Origin of the sequence: Nostoc sp. (assembly GCF_036917815.1) — a bacterium.
Lineage (GTDB): Bacteria > Cyanobacteriota > Cyanobacteriia > Cyanobacteriales > Nostocaceae > Nostoc.
On sequence record NZ_JBALEK010000071.1, the window covers coordinates 13241 to 37153 of the forward strand.

General features: G+C 43.1%; 17 protein-coding genes. 5 read left to right on the forward strand and 12 right to left on the reverse strand.

Annotated features, from left to right (window positions below):
- Positions 1-165 precede the first annotated feature (165 nt).
- From V7K97_RS22490 to V7K97_RS22500, 3 genes are all read right to left on the reverse strand, one after another.
- Positions 166-1398: a glycosyltransferase family 4 protein gene (locus V7K97_RS22490; RefSeq protein WP_334803206.1), complete on the reverse strand. Its 1233-nt coding sequence runs from the start codon at positions 1396-1398 to the stop codon at positions 166-168.
- A 215-nt stretch (positions 1399-1613) separates the two neighbouring features.
- Positions 1614-2603 (reverse strand): hypothetical protein, encoded by a 990-nt coding sequence (locus tag V7K97_RS22495; RefSeq protein ID WP_334803207.1) that lies wholly within the window; start codon positions 2601-2603, stop codon positions 1614-1616.
- A gap of 84 nt (positions 2604-2687) precedes the next feature.
- On the reverse strand, positions 2688-2894 hold the full coding sequence (locus V7K97_RS22500) for a hypothetical protein (RefSeq protein ID WP_334803208.1): 207 nt from the start codon (positions 2892-2894) through the stop codon (positions 2688-2690).
- A gap of 273 nt (positions 2895-3167) precedes the next feature.
- Here V7K97_RS22500 and V7K97_RS22505 point away from each other — a divergent pair, with 273 nt between their 5' ends.
- From V7K97_RS22505 to V7K97_RS22520, 4 genes are all read left to right on the forward strand, one after another.
- A complete protein-coding gene (locus V7K97_RS22505) occupies positions 3168-3461 on the forward strand; it encodes a 2Fe-2S iron-sulfur cluster-binding protein (protein WP_334803209.1) in 294 nt (97 codons plus the stop codon).
- Between the two features lie 621 nt (positions 3462-4082).
- Positions 4083-4982 (forward strand): YihY/virulence factor BrkB family protein, encoded by a 900-nt coding sequence (locus V7K97_RS22510; RefSeq protein WP_334803210.1) that lies wholly within the window; start codon positions 4083-4085, stop codon positions 4980-4982.
- An 87-nt stretch (positions 4983-5069) separates the two neighbouring features.
- The gene (locus V7K97_RS22515) at positions 5070-5576 is read left to right on the forward strand and encodes a DUF4112 domain-containing protein (RefSeq protein WP_334803211.1); all 507 of its coding nucleotides are present in this window, start codon (positions 5070-5072) and stop codon (positions 5574-5576) included.
- A gap of 206 nt (positions 5577-5782) precedes the next feature.
- On the forward strand, positions 5783-6715 hold the full coding sequence (locus V7K97_RS22520) for an alpha/beta fold hydrolase (protein WP_334803223.1): 933 nt from the start codon (positions 5783-5785) through the stop codon (positions 6713-6715).
- Between the two features lie 1107 nt (positions 6716-7822).
- On the opposite strand, the gene V7K97_RS22525 is transcribed toward V7K97_RS22520, so the two are convergent.
- Complete coding sequence (locus V7K97_RS22525; protein ID WP_334803212.1) at positions 7823-8473, reverse strand: hypothetical protein; 651 nt, start codon at positions 8471-8473, stop codon at positions 7823-7825.
- A gap of 326 nt (positions 8474-8799) precedes the next feature.
- The gene (locus V7K97_RS22530; protein ID WP_334803213.1) at positions 8800-9900 is read right to left on the reverse strand and encodes a D-alanine--D-alanine ligase family protein; all 1101 of its coding nucleotides are present in this window, start codon (positions 9898-9900) and stop codon (positions 8800-8802) included.
- A gap of 503 nt (positions 9901-10403) precedes the next feature.
- On the opposite strand from V7K97_RS22530, the gene V7K97_RS22535 reads away from it, so the two are divergent.
- Positions 10404-12095, forward strand: a complete 1692-nt coding sequence (locus V7K97_RS22535) for an NAD-binding protein (RefSeq protein WP_334803214.1) — start codon at positions 10404-10406, stop codon at positions 12093-12095.
- Positions 12096-12453: 358 nt separating this feature from the next.
- On the opposite strand, the gene V7K97_RS22540 is transcribed toward V7K97_RS22535, so the two are convergent.
- The 7 genes from V7K97_RS22540 to V7K97_RS22570 all read right to left on the reverse strand — a co-directional run bounded on the left by V7K97_RS22540 (position 12454) and on the right by V7K97_RS22570 (position 23580).
- Positions 12454-16710: a PAS domain S-box protein gene (locus tag V7K97_RS22540; protein WP_334803215.1), complete on the reverse strand. Its 4257-nt coding sequence runs from the start codon at positions 16708-16710 to the stop codon at positions 12454-12456.
- A gap of 479 nt (positions 16711-17189) precedes the next feature.
- Entirely contained in the window at positions 17190-18356 is a 1167-nt protein-coding gene (gene bioF, locus V7K97_RS22545; protein WP_334803216.1) for an 8-amino-7-oxononanoate synthase, read from the reverse strand.
- A 208-nt stretch (positions 18357-18564) separates the two neighbouring features.
- Entirely contained in the window at positions 18565-19203 is a 639-nt protein-coding gene (gene ruvA / locus V7K97_RS22550) for a Holliday junction branch migration protein RuvA (protein WP_334803217.1), read from the reverse strand.
- On the reverse strand, positions 19203-19961 hold the full coding sequence (locus V7K97_RS22555) for a sucrose-phosphate phosphatase (RefSeq protein ID WP_334803218.1): 759 nt from the start codon (positions 19959-19961) through the stop codon (positions 19203-19205). Before V7K97_RS22555 ends, ruvA begins: the two co-directional genes overlap by 1 nt.
- Before the next feature lie 568 nt (positions 19962-20529).
- Positions 20530-21189 (reverse strand): dTMP kinase, encoded by a 660-nt coding sequence (gene tmk / locus V7K97_RS22560; RefSeq protein ID WP_334803219.1) that lies wholly within the window; start codon positions 21187-21189, stop codon positions 20530-20532.
- A gap of 295 nt (positions 21190-21484) precedes the next feature.
- Complete coding sequence (locus tag V7K97_RS22565; protein WP_334803220.1) at positions 21485-22741, reverse strand: lactate racemase domain-containing protein; 1257 nt, start codon at positions 22739-22741, stop codon at positions 21485-21487.
- A gap of 2 nt (positions 22742-22743) precedes the next feature.
- Positions 22744-23580, reverse strand: coding sequence for an SDR family oxidoreductase (locus V7K97_RS22570; protein WP_334803222.1), 837 nt, complete (start codon positions 23578-23580; stop codon positions 22744-22746).
- Positions 23581-23913: the final 333 nt, after the last annotated feature.

Here is a 23913-nt window from a genome sequence, read left to right on the forward strand (position 1 = left end):
TCCGCGACTTCTTTGAGAAGTCGCGGATCTAGGGCTTGCAATTTACGAATTACAAATTCTTATACCATTTCTTTGTGAGGCTGCGCCAAATTTTCTCTCTTTGTGTCCAACTCTGACGAGACGCTGCGCGAATGCGGTTCGTTCCTCATGTAGTTTGGCGCATCTTCATACAGAATTGGTATTACTCCTTCCAAGACAAACTTGTTCATAGCTTTTACCAGCAATATCCCAAGTGAATTCTGTTTCTACCAGTTGTCTGGCGTTGTGAGACAATTCTGAACGCAGATGTGGATGATCAAATAGTTGACTAATAGCAGTGACGTACTCTGTAGGTTTATTCGCTCGTAATGCCCGTAATGTATGATTAGCAGTATCTATGGCTAATCCTTCTAAGCCGCGATCGCTAGCTACTATCGGTATACCAGCTGCCATTGCCTCTAAAGTTTTATTTTTAATGCCAAACCCAGTTCGCATGGGTACAACGCAGATGGTGGCTTGATGTAAATATTTTACCATCGAAGGCACACGCCCAATCACATTAATTCCTGGTTTTTGATCAAGTGCTAAAACTTCTGATACCGGATGAGAACCGACAATATCGAAAGTAGTATCAGGATACAACTTTTGGATTTCTGGCAAAACTTCGTTGCTGAAAAAGCAGACAGCATCGATATTTGCTAAGTTATCCATCGCACCGATAAAAATTAGGCGATGTCCTCCAGGATCGGTGGTGCGCTTGGGGAAAGAAACTAAATCTACGCCATTGGGAATAACTGTAATTTCACCATTAGGGTTAAATTCTTGTAGTTGAATTTTATCTTCTTCTGTTGTCGCAACAATTGCCGAAAATTTAGCACAGTAGCTTTGCTCATAACGACGCAAAAGTGGCAGATTAATTTTGTCTCTGAGGGAATTTTCGGAAATGCCCGTTGCTAGTTGGTTACGACAGGTAGCATAAACAGAACTATGAACATTAACTATAGTTTTTAGCTGTTTCTGAAAATGCGATTGGACATAAATTTCATTGACACTATGTTCGCAGGTAATCACATCACATTTTCCCGCTTCCACCCAATTATCAACCCATGTTTGCATCTCAACTGAGTAGCGGTTGAGTACGCTTGGCGGTGTCCCCTGTTGCAGAAATCTACCAAATCGCTGTATTTTCTGGAATATTCCGGTGGTTTGAGAATCTGGCGGGCGTTCAAAAATGGCTAGATGATCCACACAATCCCGTAATCCTGCTACTTCTGCGTCTGTAACATCGCCCTCGCGTTGAGTCACGAGGGTAACAGTATGGCGTTGACTCAGATATTTAAGTAAATTAAATGTCCTGACTTGGGTTCCCCCGCGCGTTGGTGGGTAGGGAAAGGTGGAAGATAGCATTAAAATGTTCATATAAGTGATAAATCAAATGTGATATATACACAATGACCTCATTGGAGGCTGTATGTCATCATTTGATTAGACATTGACCGAATTTAATTAGGGCTTGCTCGAAATCCCTGGTAGGTAAAAATTCCTCTGTGTTCTCTGTGCCTCTGTGGTAGCCTGCGGCAAGCCGATGCAGCGTCTACGTTTATTTGGATAATTTATTTCTTGTCAGTCCCTAACTACTTGCAATTAACGGAGGTCAATTTAGGAAAAAATTCCAAGGCGGCACAAGACACTAACATCGGATCTTCAATCGGGGGATTTGTATTTGCAATAATGTGAGTAGCAGTAACTTTTTTGAGCGTCCAATTAAAATCTTCTTTTTTATTATGAACAATGCTTTTAATTTGAGTGTAGAAATATTCTCCACGAGCTAAACGATTAGAACCTTGCTGTGTATCACAAGCATAAGAATCATGTTCAGAAGGTAGGAGTTTGTTATCTTTTGTACCTAAAATTATTGTCATTGGTATAATAAATGTTTTTTTCAAATCCACAGATGATAGTGGCTCTCCAGTTAGTTTCTTCAGACCGCAGGGATATTCCCTATTCTCATCAGGTATTGTATACGAACCAGCCTCAGCAGCCACAGCCTTTTGGATATGTGCATTGGGCATAAAAATGACCATTCGATGTACGAATTGTGCGCCCGCAGAGTGGCCATAGATATAGTAATTATCAGCCTTGACTTTTGTGGTTCTTTTGACGAAATTAAAGATATTTTCAACTTCAGTAAATGCCCATTTATTTCGAGGATTTAATATCTTTAAATCTTCTGTAAACATATTGCCAAGATTATACCCCACAGCTTTTGGAAACCACTTTTGTTCAAACTGGGGAGCAAGTAAAATAAAACTTGTATGCTGATCGCTGTGGGATTTATAAATATTCATCCAATCATTTCGATAATCTTGAGCATTACGTTTTTCACCATGCATGGTAAATAAAACTTGAGTATTTTTCTGTAACTTATTAGGTAAATAGTAGTAAATAGGAATAGAAAAATTACCAGATTTAGCTTGGTAAAGAAAACATCCTTCTCCCTTTTCTATCACTCTAGAATTACAACTATTATCTGAATGCTTTAAGGTGGGATGAGATGCATAAACAACATAAATTGAAGAGAAGTATACCAATGTAGCCATAATGAAAACCAGCAAGTTTTTCATAATAAAAAATTCTTAATTCGCAGGTAATTCTTCATTATTTACTATAAAATATTCAGTCTTAAACTAACCGACTTGAGACAAAAATTAAACTGGGTTAAATATCTGGCAATATTCCGAATTACCAATTATAAAGCTCGTTTGCCAACTGCGATCGCTACTATTGAGCAGCCCCAACACATCAGCTGTATCACCCACACTTTTGCCATCGAAACTAGCACCATCTACAAGCCGCCTGCCTGCAAAGTCAGAGTAAAGGGTGATGTCTGGGCAGATGAATTGGCTCCGACTCAATGTATCACTGGAGGCAAAGTCTCTAATTAGCCATTTCCATGCAAGGCATTATCACAGCAGCGAGAAATTATTGTCTAGGGATTATAGTTCATTTGAGGCATAAGCTGAAGCGATCGCCACATTTTTCCTTCTGTGATTTTCTGATTCGTTTTCTGGTATATGTAAAGTAGCCCCGCTAACCGCCTATAACAGTCAACTACAATCAACTCTAGACTAGCAGCACATAAACTCGTAGTATCGAATATGGAGTTTATTTGAACTAAGGATTGTTACATGGCAACTTATAAAGTCACATTAAAGACCCCAGAAGGCGACAAAACAATTGAAGTTGATGATGATGTGTACATCTTAGATGCTGCTGTCGATGACGAACATATAGACTTGCCCTACTCCTGTAGGGCTGGTTCTTGCTCTAGCTGCACCGGCAAGTTAATTTCAGGTACAGTTAACCAAGACGATCAGAACTTCTTAGACGACGACCAAATTAAGCAAGGATTTGTCCTCACCTGCGTTGCCTATCCCACTTCTGACTGTACAATCTTAACCCATCAAGAAGAAGAGCTTTAGAGATTGCTAACGAGGAATATGATCTGGACTTGCCTTCTTCCTGTAACACTGGTTCTTGCTCGGTAACAGGCAACAGGGAAGAAGGAATGAAGGAGGCAGGAGGCAGGAGGTTTTACCTCAGTTGGGGATTCAAACCCCTCCTGAAAAAGCAGCCCCAAATTGAAAATTTGGAGTTCTTGTCTTAAACCCAAGACCCTCTGGTCGCGGGCTGTTACAGAGGGCAGTTTTCCTCCAGCAAGAACAGCGCTGGAGCCTCCTGCCTTCCTCGTTAAATAAATGAGTAATGAGTAATACCCATTACTCATTACTCATTACTTATTACTTCAAAATTAAAGACAGTTGGAGTCGGGGATTTAAACCCCAACTCAACTGATACTACGTGTAATGGTTGGGGTCTTAAACCCTTGAATTTACGATAAACCTGTACTGAGGTACTGTAGGGTGCGTTAGGATGAAATCCGTAACGCACCATTCGTAAGGATTTAGTGCGTTACGCTGTCGCTAACAGACCCTACGTATCTTTTTGAAAATTAAATAGTAGTCCTATACTATATATGATGCGATCGCTACACAAAATTTGGCACAGTAGTTAAGAAAGCTAACGACTTTTAACTCTAAATCATGCCAAAGCCTCGTTTTTTCCGCTTCTTTCGCCACCTCAATTGGCGCACGCTCAAAAAAACTTCTACGAGGACAATTGAAAGGCGACTTTTGGGACTCGCCTCGGAAATCGCTTTCAATGCCATGCTATCGCTGTTTCCAGCAATTCTGGCTCTGATCACAGCGATTGGTTTATTGGCAGAATCTTTGCAAGCTACCTTTAGACAACTAGCAGTTCAACTAAGTCAAATCCTACCTGAAGAAGCCCTGGATCTGATTCGTGATTTTGCCACCACAGAAATTACCAACTCCAAAAATAGCGGTTTGTTTTCTCTGAGCTTTGTCTTAGCAATTTGGACTGCTTCTGGTGCGGTGAGTACCGCGATGACAGCCCTCGATCAAATCCATCAAATTCCTTCAGAAAAGATGCGCCCTTTTTGGAAAGCCAAGCTCGTCTCTCTAGGATTAACAGTTGGTAGTATGTTGCTTTTAGTGTTGGCTTCTTTCTTAGTGTTTACCAGCGATTGGCTGTTGGCAATAGTAGTGCGCGAAAATGCTTCTTTGACCTTTTTATTAGATATTTGGAAACTGCTACGCTGGCCTTTAGCTTTAAGTATTGTTGCTGTGGCCTTTGGCTTTGTCTATCGCTACGGGCCAAGCCAGTGGAACTCAGGTACACCAATGATGCCTGGAGCCATTTTAGCAGCTGTTTTTTGGGCAATATTGTCTGGCCTATTTCGGCTTTATGTGGCGAATTTTGGGAATTATAATAAAGTATATGGTGCTGTAGGGGCTGTGATAGTTTTAATGCTCTGGCTGTCGATGAGCGCTGCTGTTCTGTTAATCGGCGATCAGTTAAACGTGACTGTCGGCGAAGATATGCGCTTAAAAGCACAGTCGCAATCTCAAGAAAAATATTAATTAGTAAATCCCTAAGAAAGTTTTGGCAAAAGCCTTGTAGGGGAGTAAAATATCTAACGATTCAATACAAAGTTAGCGATCGCCTTCATGTCTGATTCTCCTCCTCGATTTTCGATGATTGAACCTGATGCTAAAGCACCCACCTTGAAGCGCCTGCGTCAGTTAAGTCGCCTGCTGGATAATGTTATTACCATTCCTGGCACAAAAATTGGTTTTGGTCTAGATCCAATTATCGGACTCATACCTATTGGTGGTGATTTTTTGGGAGTGATGTTTTCTAGCTACATCATCCTAGAAGCGGCGCGGCTGGGTGTATCTAGAGCCACTTTAGGCAAAATGGTTTTGAATGTAATCATTGATGGTTTGGTAGGCTCTGTCCCAATTTTGGGAGACCTTTTTGATTTTGCCTGGACAGCTAACACTTATAATATTAAGCTCTTGGAGGATTACTTAAAGTTTCCCAGTCAGCAAAAGAGTGCAGACAGGTGGTTTATCTTGGCGGTTTTGGCTGGATTGTTGCTGATTGCCATTGTCTTAATAGCATTGCCCGTGATACTAATTAGAGTGCTGTGGAACGTCTTAACAGGCGGTTAAAATAATTCGTAATCACCCTCTCGATGAGACGCTTGGCGTAGCTTCTCCCCAGGAGTACACAGATTCGCTTTGCGTGACGCTAACCTAATTAAGTTTTGTAACGGGGATTTAGATGCCGCGACTTGACTGAGCGCTAGCCGAAGGTTTTGCTAGTTGCTATGAAACTTCAACGCCCAGAATTAGTTAAATTATTTATTGATAACGGAATGAAAGATTGGTGGCAAGCTAATTTTCCCAAAGGGCGGCAAAGTCTAATTATTACTGATGCTAAAGGGTATCCTGTACAAATTTCTTATGGCGAAAAAGGTAGAGGTAAGCCGCTAATTTTATTACATGGTATGGGTAGTTGGAGCTACAATTGGCATCATAGCATAGCACCATTATCTAAATATTTTCGGGTAATTTGTTTTGATGCCAAAGGTTTTGGTTTTTCCGAAAAACCATTGTCTCGTAGAGAAGAAAATGGCCATCAAGTTATTGAGTTTCAAAGAGTTATTCAGGGATTATGTGATGAACCCGCAGTGATTGTGGCTGAATCTCTGGGGGGATTAGTTGCCCTAGCCATTGCTCAAGAAAATCCGCAGTTAGTGGGGCGGCTGGTAGTAGTAAACGTACCTGTTTTTGCCGAATATCTACCCCATTGGGCTATGTGGTTACTTGCCCAAACGCCCCTAGAAGTAATGCAAACAATTGACTCTTTACGTCTGGCATATTTGTTTGCACCTCTATTTAGAGAAATTATGGCAATAGAAAGACGTCGGGTATTATTTGATCCGTCAATCCTGACACAGGAAGATATCTATTGGATAACTTACCCGTTTATTGAATTACCTGGTACGATCGCCAAAGTCGCCGAAGAGTTACAAATAGCAGCGCGAGAAATTGATAATTGGCAAGCGAAAAAGCCAAATATGCTCACCAAAATTCAAAATAGCCTGAGTGCAATTGAGTGTCCTACACTAGTTTTGTGGGGTGAGCAAGATAGTTGGTTTCCTGCTAGTCATGGTGAAAAGTTGCATCAGCATATCCCCAATTCCAAATTACAGATTTTGCCTAACTGCTGCCATGATGCTTCAACTGGTGCTTCTCAGGCGCTAAATACAGCGATTCTTAAGTTTTTACAAGATACTAACTTTTAAAGACAATTATTGTTAGCGGTTCTCGTTCACGTGAGGTACACCCGTAGGGGCAATTCATGAATTGCCCCTACACCTTGCGATCTAATTTTGTACCGCAATCTGAGTGGGAACCGCTATAGTAGAAAAGAAATATAAAGCACTGACCGTGAACGGCGGGATTTTAAACCCAAATTTTCGATAAAAAGAGAGTGGGAGGAAGCATATCCGTCAGCTTTCAAACTCCCACTCTGCCATTTGCTGCTGAAGTGAACAGGAATGTATACAGACGTTGCCCGTTATTTGGGGGCTAATGCGTACTTCAACAACAACGCCCATACGCATTTAATATTCCTGTTGCAGCAAATGCCAAACTTAATTATTGGTATTTATTTGCTGAGAAAAATACTCTGCAAATAATTAGTATAGATAGTTTTTTCTTTTTACAAATCACTTAGTAAATAGTGTTTTACAAAAGGAATTTGCTTAGGTGGTAGCCCTTGATAACAAAATCCTTGAAGTCGTTTATCTTCATATAATTTAACTTGGTTAATCAAAGACTGGTTGCCATTTTGGCAGGTTTTTAAATTTCCCAATTGTTCATATATAACTTTTTAAAAGCAGTTAATCGGCTATGTAGCAATAAATCATTCGTACATAACACTGAATTTTCACGTTATGTAGAAAAGCTAACGATTGACCTAATCCCCTAACCCGAATGGCACTAAGAAAAGCCTAAAGGCTTGTGTAGCCTCCAGGCTGGGAACCAGTCAGGGTAAGGGCTGTATCTTAAGGGACTTCCAAATAAAAAAATATCCAACTATTTCTTGTGGGGTGGGCATCTTGCCCGCCCCTAATCATGGGCGGGCGAGACGCCCACCCTACAAAATTGAATAATTTATTTCTTGGAAATCCCTAACTTAGTGCCATTCCCACCTAACCCCCTTCCCTACGTTCGCGTAGCGGCACGAAGTGCGGAAAGGGGGAAAATTTAAAGTCTCTCTCCTAAAAGGAGAGAGAAATAGAAGAGAGATTTTCCAGATACCGTGAAAAGTCAGGTACATAACAAGATTCCCGACTTCTTAAAGAAGTCGGGAATCTAAGCCAAGCTAATTGGCAAAAAGTCTTAATTTAATACTGGCGTAAAATGGCAGACAATGAACTATTTTTACGAAGATCCATTAAGTCTGCTAAAGGTTCTGGGCGCGTATCCAGGTGGTGCTTATGTTCTGCTGGTAGAACCGTCACCAGATGTTTTGCTTTAGGCTGCATCTGCATAACTGTCATCAGTTGTGGCTGTGGCACAAAAATTGGCTCGTTCTTAGGAAGGCGTGGTTCCAATTTTTGGTAATGGCTCTGTGCCAAGCGTGCCTGATGGCGTTTAACCTGTTTTTGGACTTTTTGCGGTTGCTTTGTCCGGTTCAGCATTCGGAAAATGAGCAAGGAACCGCCACCACAGCTCAGGACGATCGCAGCTACCATCCATAAAGGTGTAGGATTACTACTCTTAGAGGGCGCATTGATTGGTTCTTCAACTATAACTGGGATTTTTTCTGGTTCTTCTTGTGTTACCGGACCGGCATTACCTAAGCTATACAGGGCAAAGGCACCACCTGCCATAAACATGGCTAAAAACCCAGTTAACAATAGCCAAGGATGATGTGCAACCAGATATATCAGAACATTCGAGCTTTTTCTTAGTCTCGATTTCCTGTTTGTCAGCTCTGGAGTAGCCCTTTTTAATTGGGTTCGCTCACGCTGTACACTCTGACTTTTTTCCATGATTACTTTCAGATTTGTACCCCTCTAGTCAATAAATTGTACTGGAGGAGTCAAGCATCAGGTATCCGTAACAAAATTTCCGATTCAAGTAGCTTTTTTGTAAAACATAAGCTATCAAATCTGGCTAACTTTTGCCAGAATTATCTATAGACTTCTTGCATAAATCAAAAAAAGAACCCCACCCCGCTTTTAACTTACGTCAAAATCTCCCCTCCCCGCAAGCTCTTAGGGGTTGGGGGTGGGGTGTTAGGGGACTTTTGCAAGAGGTCTTATTTATTGTGATTTTTCGCTGTAATGATCTAAAATCAGTTCGCTTATTTTCTCCGTCAGCTAGGAGAATGCCTTTCAAGAGCAAGTTGAATTAATCGATCAACTAATTCGGGAAAGGAAACTCCACTATGGGACCAGAGTTGAGGATACATACTCGTGGCAGTAAAGCCTGGTAAGGTATTGATTTCGTTAATCAAGACTTCTTGTGTCGCTTCCACATAGAAAAAATCTACCCTTGCCAAACCCGCAGCGTCAACAGCTGCAAAAGCTTGCAAAGCCATGTCCTGAATTTGACGGGCGATCGCATCTGGAATTGGTGCAGGTATCAGTAAATCTGCCCGACACTCAGTATATTTAGTTTCATAATCATAAAAATCGCTATCATAACTAATCTCTCCAATGATAGAGGCTTGGGGTTGATCGTTACCCAAAACGGCACACTCAACTTCCCTGGCGACGACACCAGCTTCTACAACTAATCGGCGGTCATAACTGGCAGCATTATCTAAAGCGGCTTCTAATTCTGGGCGCGATCGCACTTTGGCAATACCCACCGATGAACCCAAATTAGCAGGTTTGACAAAAGCCGGATAACCTAATGCTGCCTCAATCTCATCACACAATTTCGGAAATACGCAAGGATTAGACCAAACCTGCGCCCTAGTGATCGCCTGATATTTTACCTGTGGTAGTCCGGCTTGCTCAAAGGCCATTTTCATGGCGATTTTATCCATCCCCATTGCCGAACCTAAAACTCCAGAACCCACAAAGGGGACTTGCATCAAGGTGAGTAACCCTTGAATTGTCCCATCTTCACCGTTGGGGCCGTGGAGAACGGGAAACCAAACATCCACTTGGGCAACTTGAGAGGGAGATTGCCACTTGCTGAAGGTTTGGGCTTGAGGGTTGGATGTCAGATTTCCAACAGATGTTGATTGTTCCGATTCCAGAAGCGGAGTGCCGGTTGCTAAAACCTTTTCGGGTACTTCTCCTGCAAGCCAGCGGCCATCTTTTTGGATGTAAAAAGGCAATATTTCGTACTTATTAGCATTTTGCTCTGCACTCAAGGCTTTAGCGATCGCCCCTGCTGATTTGATTGAAACTTCATGTTCTCCCGAACGACCGCCAAACAGTAACCCCACGCGTAGCTTAGTCATTTTCGGTTCCTCGACACTTCTCAAGGAGATAGCGTATCATAACCTACAAAAGTTGCCATCTTTTTCTATATTATTTTTTGTCTGTTTAAACCCTGGCTACAAAAACTCTACTATTTGAGGTGTCAAATTATAGCGATGTCTGACGACAAGCCGCAACTCTTGGAGACGCTCTGCAAATGCGTCTACGCTCGTTTGTATCCAATACATTCTGACCTCATTTTTTAAAAGGCTAGAGTGTTAACAATTCAAAATTCAAAATTAATTACAAAAATGCGATAAATCATCACAAAGACGCGATAAATCATCACAAAGACGCGATAAATCGCCGTCTCTACAATAATCAGTCTTTTTTTTGTAGAGACGGTAATTCATTGCGTCTCTTGCCTTGACCAATTAAACCAATCGTGTTTTCAGCTACAGTTATATTCTAGGAAAGTGGGCAACAATCAATATTGATAAATAACTAGAAATGCAGCTTTACCTGTGAAAGATGCTGCCGTTTCATGAAACCCAGAATTATTGTTTGTGGCTTAGGACGTACCGGATATAAAACCTTTCGTCTGCTGAGACATCAGGGAGCCTTCGTTGTTGGTATTCACCACCAATCTATCCCTGGCGAAACAGCAGGAGATGTGATTGTTGGTGATTTACAAGCAGCTTCCACCCTGACAGCAGCCGGAATTCAACAGGCACACACTTTAGTCATCGCTGGTTCTAAAGATGCTGTGAATTTGTCTATTATGATGCAAGCGCGGGTGCTGAATCCCCAGATTCGGATTATCAACCGTTTTTATAATACAAATTTGGGCGAACGCTTAGATCAAAGTTTGCCAGACCACTTGAGTATGAGTGTTGTCGGATTAGCAGCACCCGTATTCACCTTTGCAGCACTGGGAAACCAAGCGATCGGACAAATCAAATTATTTCAGCAAACTTGGCCAATTCACGAAGAATACATTGATGAAAACCACTTGTGGAAGGGTAGAAAGCTGAGTGAATTGTGGTCAGACCGATCGCGGATGCTAATTTATTACTTGCCAGTCAAAGGTGAGATGGATTTGGTGTCAGCTGTCATATCTGGACAAGAGATCCAAGTAGGCGATCGCTTAATTGTCGGCACCCAACCCCCCATCCGTTCTCCTCGCAGATCATTGATTAGAAAAATACTGAAAGTATTGACTAATTTTAGGCTGTTTCAGCAACATGGGCAATCGGTAGTGGTGGGTGCTATTGTCCTATTGGCGGTGATTGCGATCGCTACACTCACCTATACGTCGGCTGAGTTAAGTTTGTCTCCTGTGGATGCTCTATATTTTTCTGTAGGTATGATTACTGGAGCGGGTGGTAATGACAAAGTAGTGGAAAATGCTCCTAACAGTATTAAGTTATTTACTGTTGTAATGATGCTGGTGGGAGCAGTGGTAATTGGTATTTGGTATGCCATGCTCACCGATTTTGTCTTAGGAAGCCGCTTTAAGCAATTTTGGGATGCAGCCAGAATTCCCCACCGATATCACTACATTGTCTGTGGCTTGAGTGGTATTGGAGTCAGAATTGTCCAGCAACTCCACGCTAGCGGACATGAAGTTGTAGTGGTTGAACCAGACTCCAACAACAAATATATCAACACCGCCCGCGAACTCGGTATCCCTGTCATTCAGGGCGATGCCAGTTTTCGCACAATCCTTCAAGCCAGCAATATACACTCTGCCGCCGCAGTGCTGGCTGTTACTAGCAATGATGCTACCAATCTGGAAATTGCCCTCAAAGCCAAAGGCTTGACACCCAGCATTCCGGTGATTGTTCATTATGCCGATCCCGATTTTGCTGGCATAGCCCAACAGCTATTTGGCTTCGAGGCCGTACTCAGTCCGGCGGAATTGGCTGCCCCAGCTTTTGCGGCGGCGGCACTAGGGGGACGCATCCTCGGTAATGGCATCACAGCCGATAGTCTCTGGGTAGCTTTTGCCACTGTGATTACACCTTCACACGCCTTTTGTGGTCAGTGGGTGAAAGATGTCGCCATGTCTGCCGATTGTGTACCTCTGTACGTAGAAACCAATCACCAAACCCTACACGGCTGGGATTTGTTAGAAACTAACCTCCATAATGGAGATGTTTTATATATGACGATGCCAGCGACGCGGCTATATCAATTGTGGCGGGACGAGCAAGTTTGCGAATCTCACACTTAACCGCATCTGGAAAACCTCTCTCTAAATCTCTTTCCTAAAAGTCTACAGTGTACACACAAGTCTGAAATAGCTGATTAACCAGGGTTTTACCCCAATACAGTTCAGTTAAGCATTTCTTTCTTCTCTTTGCGTCCTTGGCGTCCTTGGCGGTTCGTTAAAAAAATTGACTTTGACAAAAAGTTTTAGCCTTAAGTGAACCGTATTGGGTTTTACCCCACCCTAACCCTCCCCGATATATTGGGGAGGGAATTAGATTTCCTGTTTCCCCCCAATACATCGGGGGGATTAAGGGGGGTAATTCGACTTGTGTGTACACCGTAGCCTAAAAGGAGAGAGACTTTGAACAAAGTTTAGGGGTTTAATCGTGCCCAAGGAGATTGACGATCGCTGTCGCTAAATCCACAGGATCGACCGGTTTAGGTAAGTGTTTTTGAAATCCTGCGGCCATTGCTTGGTTATAATTAATTTCTCCTGCATAAGCAGTCAAAGCGATCGCCGGAATTTGCCCACCTTGCTCTTTTGGTAATTTTCTCACCTCGCGCAGCAACATATAGCCATCCATTAAGGGCATTCCAATATCGCTTAACAGAATATCTGGCAATGATCGGGCTAATGTTTCCAGCGCTTCATCTGCTGATTCAACTGCTGTTACAGTCGCGCCATATTGTTCCAGCACAAAGCTAAAAAACTCTCGCACATCAGCTTGATCGTCTACAAGCAGTATTTGCACTCCAGCAAGTAATATGTCGTCATTACTCAGTTCTGCTTGAGAAGCGTCACCACTGCTAACTCGCAACTCAGAATTTTTGAGCAAAGGTAGTCTAACTGTAAAGGTAGCTCCTTGTCCTTCTCCCAGACTTTCTGCCTGAACTGTACCACCATGAAGTTCTACTAGATGGCGCACAATTGCCAATCCTAACCCCAGTCCACCAAATACTCTGGTTGTTTTGGCATCTGCTTGGCGGAAGTAATCAAAGACGTAGGGCAAAAATTCCGGGTTGATGCCTTTACCTGTATCAATCACCTGGATTTGAGCATCTAACCCAACTTGCTGTAGACGCACTTCTACTTGTCCATCTGTGGGTGTGAATTTAACGGCATTGGAGAGAAGATTCCACATTACTTGTTGCAAGCGATCGCTATCGCCGAGAACTTTGCCGATATCATTACTTAAGACCGTTTTAATTTCAATTGATTTAGCTTCTGCTGCCAAACGCACCGTTTCTAATGCAGCTGCGATCGCTACTTTCAAATTCACTGCATAGAGATTTAAGCTAACTTTACCTTGTAAAATCCGCGAAACATCAAGTAAATCTCCAATTAATTGGGTTTGTAATTTGGCATTACGCTCGATTGTTTCCAAAGCCTTGATTTTAGTGGCTTCGTCAAACTTGCGGGTTCTAAGTAACTTTGCCCACCCTAAAATTGGATTCAAGGGAGTTCGGAGTTCATGGGAAAGGACAGCGAGAAATTCATCTTTAATGCGGTTGGCTGTCTCAGCTTTTGCCCTGGCAGTCTTTTCAGCTTCGTAAAGTTGAGCGCGGGCGATGGCTTGGGCACACTGTTGTCCCAGTGTCAACATAAATCCCCGGTCTTCTTCATTAAATATTTGGGCAGTGGCAAAGCTTAATCCTAGTGCCCCAATTACTTTGCCTTCTGCTATCAAGGGAATGGCAGCCCAGGCATTATTCCCGGTGAGAGCGACTCCATCTGCTAAGTTGGGATATTTAGCAATCATGGCTGCTAAATTTTCTAAAAAAATCGGCTGCCTAGTTCTGACTGTTTCCGCTACTTGGTTAAGTGCTGTGATGGGATAATTTGCCCAGGTATCTATGAGGGATTGCGGATAGCCAATTGCTTGCACCAATTTCAGGGTAGTATCTCCCTCAGTCAGTAAGACAATGCAACCAGCAGTGGCTTTCAAGGTGGCAATCCCTTGATTAACCACCACATCAGCCACCTGTTCGGGAGTTAGTGCTTCCGAGAGGGCGGCAGTTATTCTTTGTAAAAGGATGGTGCGATTGACAGACCGTTCAGCTGCCTGTTTTGCCTGTTGAGTTTCCTGGTAAAGTCTAGCGTTGTCGATGGCTGTGGCCGCCCGACGAGCAATATCCTCTGCGAAAGCTAAATCTGCCTCTCCGTAATAACGCCCAGAATCGGCTGTAGTAAAAGATATTGAGCCGAATAATTGCCCACGGGAGTAGAGGGGAACTAGCATCAGAGAACGAATCTCTAAACTGGACAGCAACTGATGATGTACCTGATCTTCGGCGAACCCTGCGATCAACGAATCCGAAAATTCTGGATGAAAAACGGATTTTCCTTCCTTTAAACTGAAGAAAATTGAACGTCTTCGCTTGGTACTCCTAGGATAAAGCCGTTGTAATTCCTCCATGATCTTGGTTTTGATGGGGTAAGCACTAGCGATCGTCAGATTTTGAACTAACTGATCTTCCGTAAAAATATCGACAACACACCAGTCTGCTAGGGTGGGAACGGCTAGATGGGCGACGTTCTTCAAAACGACTTCATAATCTAAGGAAGCAGCTAGTAAGGCGCTGGATTCTAATAAAAATTGTTGCGTGGCTTCTACTCGTTTGCGATCGCTAATATCCTCGATAATCGCCAAACCATGCTTTGGTTTACCCTCAGCATCCCAAACTGCTGATGCAGTCACCTTCACCCACACCAGGGAACCATCTTTATGAATGTAGCGTTTCTCTAAAGAATAACCATTGATTTCCCTGGCTAATACTTGTCGAGCATAAAGCCGATCAACTTTCAGGTCGTCAGGGTGAGTAATATCTTGAAAACTCAACTCGATTAATTCTTCTACGCTGTACCCAGTAATCTCACAAAAAGCCGGATTCACCTGGAGAAATTGTCCATCTAATGCAAGTAGGGTAATACCTACGGTGGCCTGATTGAAGATGGTGCGGAATCTTTCTTCACTTTCCCGCAAGGCAACTTCTGTTAGCTTTGCTACTGTCACGTCTGCTAAAATAATTCCAATTCCTACCGTTTCACCCATTGGGTTGTTGACTGGGTAATAGTTGCCTAGCCAGTAGCCGTAACGTCTGGGTTGTTGCCTCGTTTCACCGCTAATTTCCACATTCAGCAGGGGTTCTCCAGTATCCAACACTCGCTGTAACTGCGGCTCCAACTCCGCCGCCATTGCTGGTAAGACTTCCCCTAATTTGCGTCCGAGATGCTCTTCTATGGTGAAACCGTTAATGTCAGCGAAAACTTGATTAATTCGGATATATCGCAGTTCCCGATCCAAAAAGCATACAGCAACGGGAGCGGCTTCTAGGAGCGCATCTAGAAGAGATAGAGATTCGGCATAATGAATTAAAGCTTGTTGGATATCTCGATAAAGTTGAGCATTTTCTACTGCTAAGGCAGCACGATGGCTAATATCTGTTGCTAAAGTGAGGTGAGTGCGATCGTAGCGACGGTTTGATTCGGCGCTGACAAAACTGATGCACCCCAATACTCGCCCTTGTGCGACTAATGGCACAATTATCACAGACTTCATCCCCAATTGCCGAACCAGTTCTAAGTCTTCCTGATTCTGAGTATTTGCCACTAATAGCGAGTCAGGTATCTCTGAGATTAATTCGCTTTGCCCAGTTTGCAGTACTCTAGTAATTGCACTTGCACCCTTGTAATCTTTCACATACTCCTGAAGTTTACGCGCCAACTCCGTTTTCGATGGGTCTGCATGGGCAATGGGTAGGCGGCGAATGGAACCATCTTCATTTAAAATGTCAACGCTACACCAGTCAGCAAGCTGGGGTACTGAGATTTTGGCAATCTGTTCTAAGGTTTGTTCATAATCTAGGGAAGTCGAAAGTACACTACTAATTTGGGCGATATAACGCAGTCTTTCTTCAGCCTGCTTGCGCTCAGTAATATTCACACCTGCACAGGTAATACCCTGAATGTTATTATCTGCATCCTTTAGTGGTTCAACTAGTAAATCATAGTAACGGTCTTCTCCACGAATTGTCAGATAAACCTCTTCACGGGTTGCCACACCAGTCTCTATTACCTTCAGCTTAATTGCGCCCAATTGCTCTGCTACTATAGCTGGAAATAATTCATCATCAGACTTACCTAACATTTTCTCAGCAGCGTCTAGACCTTGAGGATTATGAATCCACTGATATCGTAAATTGCGATCCTGCTGAAAGATCACGATATCTGAACTACTTAAGGCTAATCGAAATCGCTCTTCACTAACTCTCAGCTTTTGGAGATTTTCATCCCCCCGTCTTTTAGCAGTCTTTAATGCCTCACAGATGAGACTAAAGAGCAATCCTTGTAATACAAACAATCCAACTCGCACAGAATTTGATAGATCAAAACTTAGCTCATAAACTGGCGGTAGGAAGAAGTAATTGCTCAGTAGCGCAGACAAGCAAGTTGCTAAAAGCCCTGATTTCAAACCACCATACCAGGCACTCACCATTACAGCGCTAAAAAACAGCAAAAAAGGAGTTCCATTCATGCTTAACCAAGGGTCTAGCATCAACATTAGCACTAGTGCAATTGCGACACTTAATACAACAATGCCATAACGCAATAATTGGGAATAATCAATATGGGGCATGAAAATGTCTTAGAACAACCAATACTTATTGCAGAGGCTTTACATACCCTAAGCTAGTTTACAAATTTTAGTAACTTATCCACAGATAGATTTTTATTTAGTTGGAAAAATATCTTTTGTTAGAAGCTAATTTCTCCAAAATATAGTATGCTGATGAGAAAATTATTGTTAATTTTATATATAGCAATCATATTTTGTTTGTAAAGACCAAGAGCCTCAGATCCCGTCTAATGCACTTCCAACAAATAAATTATCCAATCTTGTGGGGTGGGCAACATGAGCGCCTTTGGCTGTGGGCGGGTGAGACACCCACCCCACAAGAAATATTTGAGTATTTTTTTATTTGGAAGTCCCTAATGCACTATTTTAGCTGTGTCGTTCCAGTCGGGTATGTTAGCAGGGCGTAACGCACCATTCCAAGCTTGTGCAATCTCAATCAAAATCTCAATCTAAAATCTCAATCTAAAATCTAAAATTCTCTAACAGATGTCCTTCAGCACTGCTACCAATTTTTCAATATGTACTGCTTGATGAGTTGCCATTAAAGATATTCTGAGGCGACTTGTGGGCACTGTGGGAGGACGAATTGCTGGGGCAAAAATGCCAACATCTTTTAGCTGTTTTCCAACTTTGAGGGCATCTGTGGCACTGGGCAATTGAAAACATAATATCGGTGATTCTGAAGGCAGTAATTTTAAGTTAGGTAACTGTTGTTGCAGCAAACTTTTCAAGTAATGTACATTTTGCCACAATTGGGCACGGCGTTGCGGTTCTTGTTGCACTATCTTGATTGCTGCTAAGGCTGCTGCCGTATCAGCAGGTGAAAGCCCAGTGGTGTAAATCCAAGTGGGTGCGCGGTTACGCAAAAAGTCAATTAGGGCGCTACTCCCCGCTACGTACCCGCCTAAACTACCCAAAGCTTTACTCAAGGTGCCAACTTGAATTAATTGCTTTCCTGTACACCAAAAATGTTCCACACACCCAGCGCCAGTTTTGCCTAGTACCCCAGTTGCATGAGCTTCATCGACTAGCAGCATACAGCCAAATTCATCAGCAAGATCCAACAGTGCGGGCATTGGACATAAATCACCATCCATGCTGAAGACGGTATCAGTAAGAATCAAACAGCGTCGGTAGTTTTGCCGATGTTGACTCAACTGAGTTTTGAGAATTGCAATATCACAGTGCGGATATTCTATAACTGCTGCACCGCTAAGAATCGCTCCATTTTTCAGACTGGAATGATTGTACTGGTCAGAGAGAATTAAATCACGCTTGCCAACAAGGGCGGTAATTGCACCCAAATTAGCTAGATACCCGGAACTAAATACCAAGGCATCTTCTGTTTGTTTGGTAGATGCGATCGCCTCCTCTAACTCCCTATGTAATTCTCGATGCCCACTGAGTAATCTAGAACCAGTGCTACCAGTGCCAAATTGGGCGATCGCAGCAGTGGCAGCTGCAATTAATCGCTGATCTCCGGTAAGTCCCAAATAGTCATTACTGGCAAAATTAATTACCTCTTGCCCAGCTAAAACCACCGTTGCACCCGGACGACCGTGGATTGTTTGTACTGAACGATACCAGTCTGCCCGATGAATTGTTGCTAAGGACTGTTCTAGCCAAGCATAAGGATCGGTGGGCATGGGGAGTGGGGAGTGGGGAGTGGGGGAGATGGGGAGTGGGGGAGTGGGGGAGATGGGGAGTGGGGGAGATGAGGGAGTGGGGGAGATGAGGGAGATAAGGGAGAGAATAACTAATGACCAATGACCAATGACCAATGACCAATGACCAATGACCAATGACCAATGACTAATGACTAATGACCAATGACTAATGACCAATGACTAATAACTAATGACTATTAAGTTCGCTACTGAGATGAGCGATGGCTTGTTTAATCCAATCTTCGACGTAGGCATCTTTGGGTAGTCCGATGTCTTCACTCACCACATGCAGGGCGTGACTGACCTCATGGGCAGTATATCCCAAGGCGAAGAGGGTCATTTGCACCTCTTCGAGAATTCCTGGTGCTGGTCCACCTGTGGCGACGAAGAACCCAGCTGATTTGCGCCACTCGACTAATTTGCTTTTCAGTTCCAAACAGATGCGCTCTGCGATTTTTTTACCCACACCCGGAGCCTGAATTAAGATTTGTGTATTGCCAGCGATAATTGCTTGGACTAAATCTGGTAGTTCCAAAGTGTCTAAGAGTGCGATCGCTAAGGCTGCACCAATACCTGTGACACTCAGCAATTGGCGAAATAAATCGCGTTCGGCGGGCGAAGCAAAGCCATATAGAAAGGGCACTTCTTCCCGAATTTGGAAATGGGTAAAAATTTGCGTCACTCCTCCCGACTCTGGTAAGTGGTTTGCTAGCCGTTGGGGAACTTGCAAATCATACCCCAAGCCATTCACTTCCAGAGTCAGGATCACACGATTAGCGCCAATTGTTTGGATACCAGCGACTATACCTTTTAGATAACTAATCATTACAAAAAACCAAAATAATTTAAGCCTTCGATAATTCCACCTGCACAAAAACATGAAGCCAGGTAGCGATGGGTAGCGGGATACTCATCATGCCATTGGAGTAACTCTTTTCGGGCATTCCCCACAATGATTCCCCGTTCGTTGCCTACAGCAAATAAAGCAATATCATTACCTGAATCACCACAGACAACTGTTTGTTCTACTGCAAATTTCCACTTTTGACGTAAAAACTGCATTGCCTGACCTTTATCGCTGCTATGGGGTACAATGTCAAGGTCAATACCGCTACTGTAGATTAACTTTACATTTAATTTAAATTTCTGCAACTCTGCTTCAAGTTCTGATATCACTCTGACAGATACTTCTTGTTCTAAGAAAAAACTTACTTTGAAGGGACGCTGTTCTGAATCTGGTTGTAGAACTAACTCAGGGTATGTCCTGGTAATAGATAATACAGTTTCCCGTTCCCATCCCGGAGAGATGATTTCTGACCAATCTGAGTCTGGAATATCACTACCATTAAGGTAAATTTCTGTACCCACAGAAAGAACGAGGGCATCGGGTTGCAAAAGATTTTTTTGACCTTGGAGTTCTTTGTAAAGCACAGGCGATCGCCCAGTAGAATAAACAATTTTAGTGCCGTATTCTTGGCGATGTCTCTTCAGCAGTTGATTTAGTTCTGGCAAAGCGCTGTCATCCCCCACAGTGCGATATACGAGGGTGTCATCTAGATCGGTTACAAAAAGAAATGGTTTCATGATTAGACCTCTTGCAAAATTTCGTTATTCTACCGTTTAAAAAGTAAAAAGATAATCCCCATAAATAAATTTAGGGGATTTAATAATGACGTATTATTTCTCTCTACGAGACGCAATCATGCGAACGCGCTACGCCACGAAGCTTGATGACTCGCTTGCCGCCGGCGCTATCGTTATAAATGTTTTTATTTGATTCCATAAATAAATTTAGTTGCTCTCAAACCATTTTTCTTTTTCTTGATGAGTGCCTTTTTACTTTTGCCTTGTTCGGTGAAGAGACTTTACAAAATATATAGTGTCCCAATACTGCTCGGATAAGCAGGGGAGGCAGGGGAAGCAGGGGAAGCAGGGGAGGCAAAACTCTTCCCATGCCCCCATTTCTCCCCCTGCTCCCCCTGCTTGCCTCAACCAAGAAATTCCTTAACCGAGCAGTATTGTATAGTGTCCGCCTAAATAGCCCAATCAAAAAACCTATACCTCTGCGAGTTGAAAAGGTACAGACTTAAAATCTTGTTCAAAACAGAGAGGTTGGTCGAACTCACTTTAAAATAAGGATTTTATTTTTGGACTACGTCCCCAAGTGCAGGTGTACGCGCAAAATTTCTTGAATTACCTGTTGTACAGCTTCTTTACTCAAGCTGCCATCTACCCGCACAATTCGTGAGGGATGGGATGCTGCTAAATGTGCGTATCCTTGCTGAACGCGCCGATGAAAAGCGATTGTTTCCTGTTCAATGCGATCTAGTCCTACTTGGACTAAGAGCTTGCGGGCTAGTCCGACTTCGACATTGACATCTAACCAAATAGTTAGATCGCTCTCTAAACCACTAGTAGCAATATTGTTAAGCTGATTGATTAAATTCATGTTAAGACCGCGACCATATCCTTGATAGGCAATGGTAGAGTCAGTGTAGCGATCGCATAAAATATGTTTCCCGGTTGCGAGATTTGGTTTGAGTTCTTGTTCAACGTGTTGCGATCGGTCAGCAGCATACAACAAGAGTTCTGTCAATTCTGCAACTGGCTCGCCCTGAGCGGAGCCGAAGGGTTTATCCTCTGCCTTTTCTAGTAGCAAGCGGCGAAGATGTAAACCTAAGTCTGTTCCCCCTGGTTCACGAGTTACTACCACAGAAACACCTAGACTTTCCAACCACTCAGAACAAAGCTGTATTTGGCTGGTTTTGCCACAGCCTTCCACCCCTTCAAATACAATTAATTTGCCACCCATGCTTTTTTGTTCGCTGCAATAAACTGATTCGCTGACGTCTCATCAAGAATAGCGCGAAGTGTAAAATCTTAACCTGTAATATAATGTCCGCTTGAATACTTACTAAACCCGAAGAACCCCACCCTGCCAAAGCTGCGCTTTGTCTCCCCTCCCCGCCTGCGGGGAGGGGGTTGGGGTTGGGGGTGGGGTGCAATGACTGTGGGAATCATAACTAATTATGCGGACATGATATAATTGCGTAGGCGTAGCCCATTGTAGATATCGCTGTCTATGATTTAGTTTCCTGAAAATTTCTCTAACTTAAACGGTACAGTATCTCGCCAGCCTTTGGCACAAGCAAGATGCCTTCATCCTCTCGGTTAGCCCATTCTGCTGGTCGAATAGTAGCGGGATCGCAATAATTTAAGTTATGAGCAGCACAGCGTTCAGCAGAAATACCAGTAGCTAAAGTGACGCGAATCCGTGCTTGTTCCCCTTCTATAGGATCAAAAGTACCCATCCCTTTTAAGTGAGTACTATGTGCCAGCACTCCAGCAGGATACTCTTGGAATTTATGCCACTGTTGGAGGAAGTAATCCCGGACATGATAGCCAACTTGGGATAGAATTTCGCCGTATGTATAGCTAAACTCGGTAATGTGAGGAGCATATATAATTACTTCACCTCCGTCGGCCACTACTGGCTCTAACTTGTACATTCCTTTTGCCGCAGTCCAGATATCATCATACATTTGGGGCATTACTGAAAGCACTTGTTTAAAAGGCTGATCGACATATTTAATATGCAGTTTGGCTGATAATTTTGCAGCAGCTTCCCAGGCTGATTCTGGTTGATCTATATAAAGTCCAGCTAACTGATTTGTTTTGGGTGCGACCACCATCGCCAAACAAAGCTTCGGGGTAGAAATCAGGCTAGCAGCTCGGTTAATCAACCGCCGAACTGGTGTTATTCCCGGTGTACCAATAATTTCGTAACAGGTGATTAAAGCACCTAACCAATGTGAGACATTAATTACTTCCTGACCACTAATGCCGGGAAAAAAATATTTATTCCCACCAGAGAAACCGACAACTTCGTGGGGGAAAACCGGGCCGCAAATCACGATTAAATCATAAGCTTTTACAAGTTTATTAACACGCACCTCAACTAACTGATGAAGCATTCCACCGCTAATTTCTGCTATTTCATCTGCCGAGATGACTCCACAAGAAATAAAGGTATCTGGCTCATTCCAAAGGTGGTTAAAGATGCGAACTTTTTTAAAAGTTGTTTCTCGCTCTTCTGGTGTCACTCCCACCAAGTGATTGATTTGTTCTTCACTCATGGGATTATGTGTACCCAGAGCAATTAAAAAATCCAAAGCCGCTACTCTTTTACTCAACTCCTGATGAAGTAATCGAAACATTTGCGGGATGGGAGCAGTGCGGGTACTATCTGGAATTAACACCAAGATGCGCTGTCCATCTAATTTCGGGTCTGCTAAAGCTTGATGAACTAGCCCGGAAACTTGCTCATCTGAAAGTGTCCCGTTATTTACAGCCAGTGAATACATGATTAAACTCCACTGTAGATACTAAATCCACCATCTACCGGCACAACTACCCCGTTGACGAAACTAGAACCAGAACTACATAACCAAATCAAGGTGCTGAGTAATTCATCCGGTTTTCCGAAACGTCCGGCGGGCGTATGGTCAATGATTTTTTGCCCGCGTTCTGTTAAGCTGCCATCAGAATTTAGGAGTAAATCCCGATTTTGTTCCCCAATAAAGAAACCTGGCGCGATCGCATTTACTCGCATTCCATCACCATACTTTTGGGCCAGTTCTACGGCTAGCCAGCGAGTAAAGTTATCTATCCCCGCTTTAGCGGCTGAGTAGCCAACCACACGGCTAATCACCCGAATGGCAGACATAGAAGAAATATTGACAATGCAACCGTGGGGTTGATCTGTTTCGACCATTGCTTGACCAAAAACTTGGCTGGGTAGTAGAGTACCGAGTAAATTGAGGCTAAGCACTTCCTCAAAAGCAACGCGAGGCATATCAAAAATAGTCGCATCAGGAGTAATTGTGGCAGCAGGAATATTACCGCCAGCCATGTTTACCAAGATGTCTATTTTACCCCAATGCTGTAGGATAACATCTCTGGCGATTTCTAATTGGGAGCGATCGCTAACATCTGCTACCACAGCGATGCTTTCTCCACCGTTAGCAGTAATTTCAGCCACTACCGCGCCCGCTCGTGCTTCATTGCGACCCAAAACGACGATTCGCGCTCCCGCAAGAGCCAAACCCCGTGCCATAGCCCCACCAAGTACACCAGAACCGCCTGTGATTACTACCACCTGCTCCTTTAAGCTAAAAAGTTTATTTAAAATCAACTCTGGCATCAATAAATTCCCCCGCTCATTTAAATTCGTAATTAAAAAAGTCAATATTTAATCTGGGTTTACAGGTTTATTGTGTAGCTATAACTAACCCTTTTCAGGTAGGTAAAAATTCTCCAAAATTAATTCCTCTTATCTCTGTGTTCTCTGCGTCTCTGTGGTTAAATAACTTATAATCTAATACGCTTGGGTTAAGGATTATTGGTCTTTGAAGACGCGATAAATCGCGTCTCTACAATCAGCGATAAATCGCGTCTCTACAATCAGCGATAAATCGCGTCTCTACAATCAGCGATAAATCGCGTCTCTACAATCAGCGATAAATCGCGTCTCTAC

What these genes read in the sequence shown, in the direction of transcription:
- V7K97_RS22530 (WP_334803213.1), bottom strand. Translation starts at nt 9,900, where the DNA reads ATGACTAAGCTACGCGTGGGGTTACTGTTTGGCGGTCGTTCGGGAGAA.
- V7K97_RS22565 (WP_334803220.1), bottom strand. Translation starts at nt 22,741, where the DNA reads ATGTATTCACTGGCTGTAAATAACGGGACACTTTCAGATGAGCAAGTT.
- V7K97_RS22520 (WP_334803223.1), top strand. Translation starts at nt 5,783, where the DNA reads ATGAAAGATTGGTGGCAAGCTAATTTTCCCAAAGGGCGGCAAAGTCTA.
- bioF (WP_334803216.1), bottom strand. Translation starts at nt 18,356, where the DNA reads ATGCCCACCGATCCTTATGCTTGGCTAGAACAGTCCTTAGCAACAATT.
- V7K97_RS22515 (WP_334803211.1), top strand. Translation starts at nt 5,070, where the DNA reads ATGTCTGATTCTCCTCCTCGATTTTCGATGATTGAACCTGATGCTAAA.
- ruvA (WP_334803217.1), bottom strand. Translation starts at nt 19,203, where the DNA reads ATGATTAGTTATCTAAAAGGTATAGTCGCTGGTATCCAAACAATTGGC.
- V7K97_RS22510 (WP_334803210.1), top strand. Translation starts at nt 4,083, where the DNA reads ATGCCAAAGCCTCGTTTTTTCCGCTTCTTTCGCCACCTCAATTGGCGC.
- V7K97_RS22525 (WP_334803212.1), bottom strand. Translation starts at nt 8,473, where the DNA reads ATGGAAAAAAGTCAGAGTGTACAGCGTGAGCGAACCCAATTAAAAAGG.
- V7K97_RS22540 (WP_334803215.1), bottom strand. Translation starts at nt 16,710, where the DNA reads ATGCCCCATATTGATTATTCCCAATTATTGCGTTATGGCATTGTTGTA.
- V7K97_RS22570 (WP_334803222.1), bottom strand. Translation starts at nt 23,580, where the DNA reads ATGCCAGAGTTGATTTTAAATAAACTTTTTAGCTTAAAGGAGCAGGTG.
- V7K97_RS22505 (WP_334803209.1), top strand. Translation starts at nt 3,168, where the DNA reads ATGGCAACTTATAAAGTCACATTAAAGACCCCAGAAGGCGACAAAACA.
- V7K97_RS22535 (WP_334803214.1), top strand. Translation starts at nt 10,404, where the DNA reads ATGAAACCCAGAATTATTGTTTGTGGCTTAGGACGTACCGGATATAAA.
- V7K97_RS22555 (WP_334803218.1), bottom strand. Translation starts at nt 19,961, where the DNA reads ATGAAACCATTTCTTTTTGTAACCGATCTAGATGACACCCTCGTATAT.
- tmk (WP_334803219.1), bottom strand. Translation starts at nt 21,189, where the DNA reads ATGGGTGGCAAATTAATTGTATTTGAAGGGGTGGAAGGCTGTGGCAAA.
- V7K97_RS22490 (WP_334803206.1), bottom strand. Translation starts at nt 1,398, where the DNA reads ATGAACATTTTAATGCTATCTTCCACCTTTCCCTACCCACCAACGCGC.
- V7K97_RS22495 (WP_334803207.1), bottom strand. Translation starts at nt 2,603, where the DNA reads ATGAAAAACTTGCTGGTTTTCATTATGGCTACATTGGTATACTTCTCT.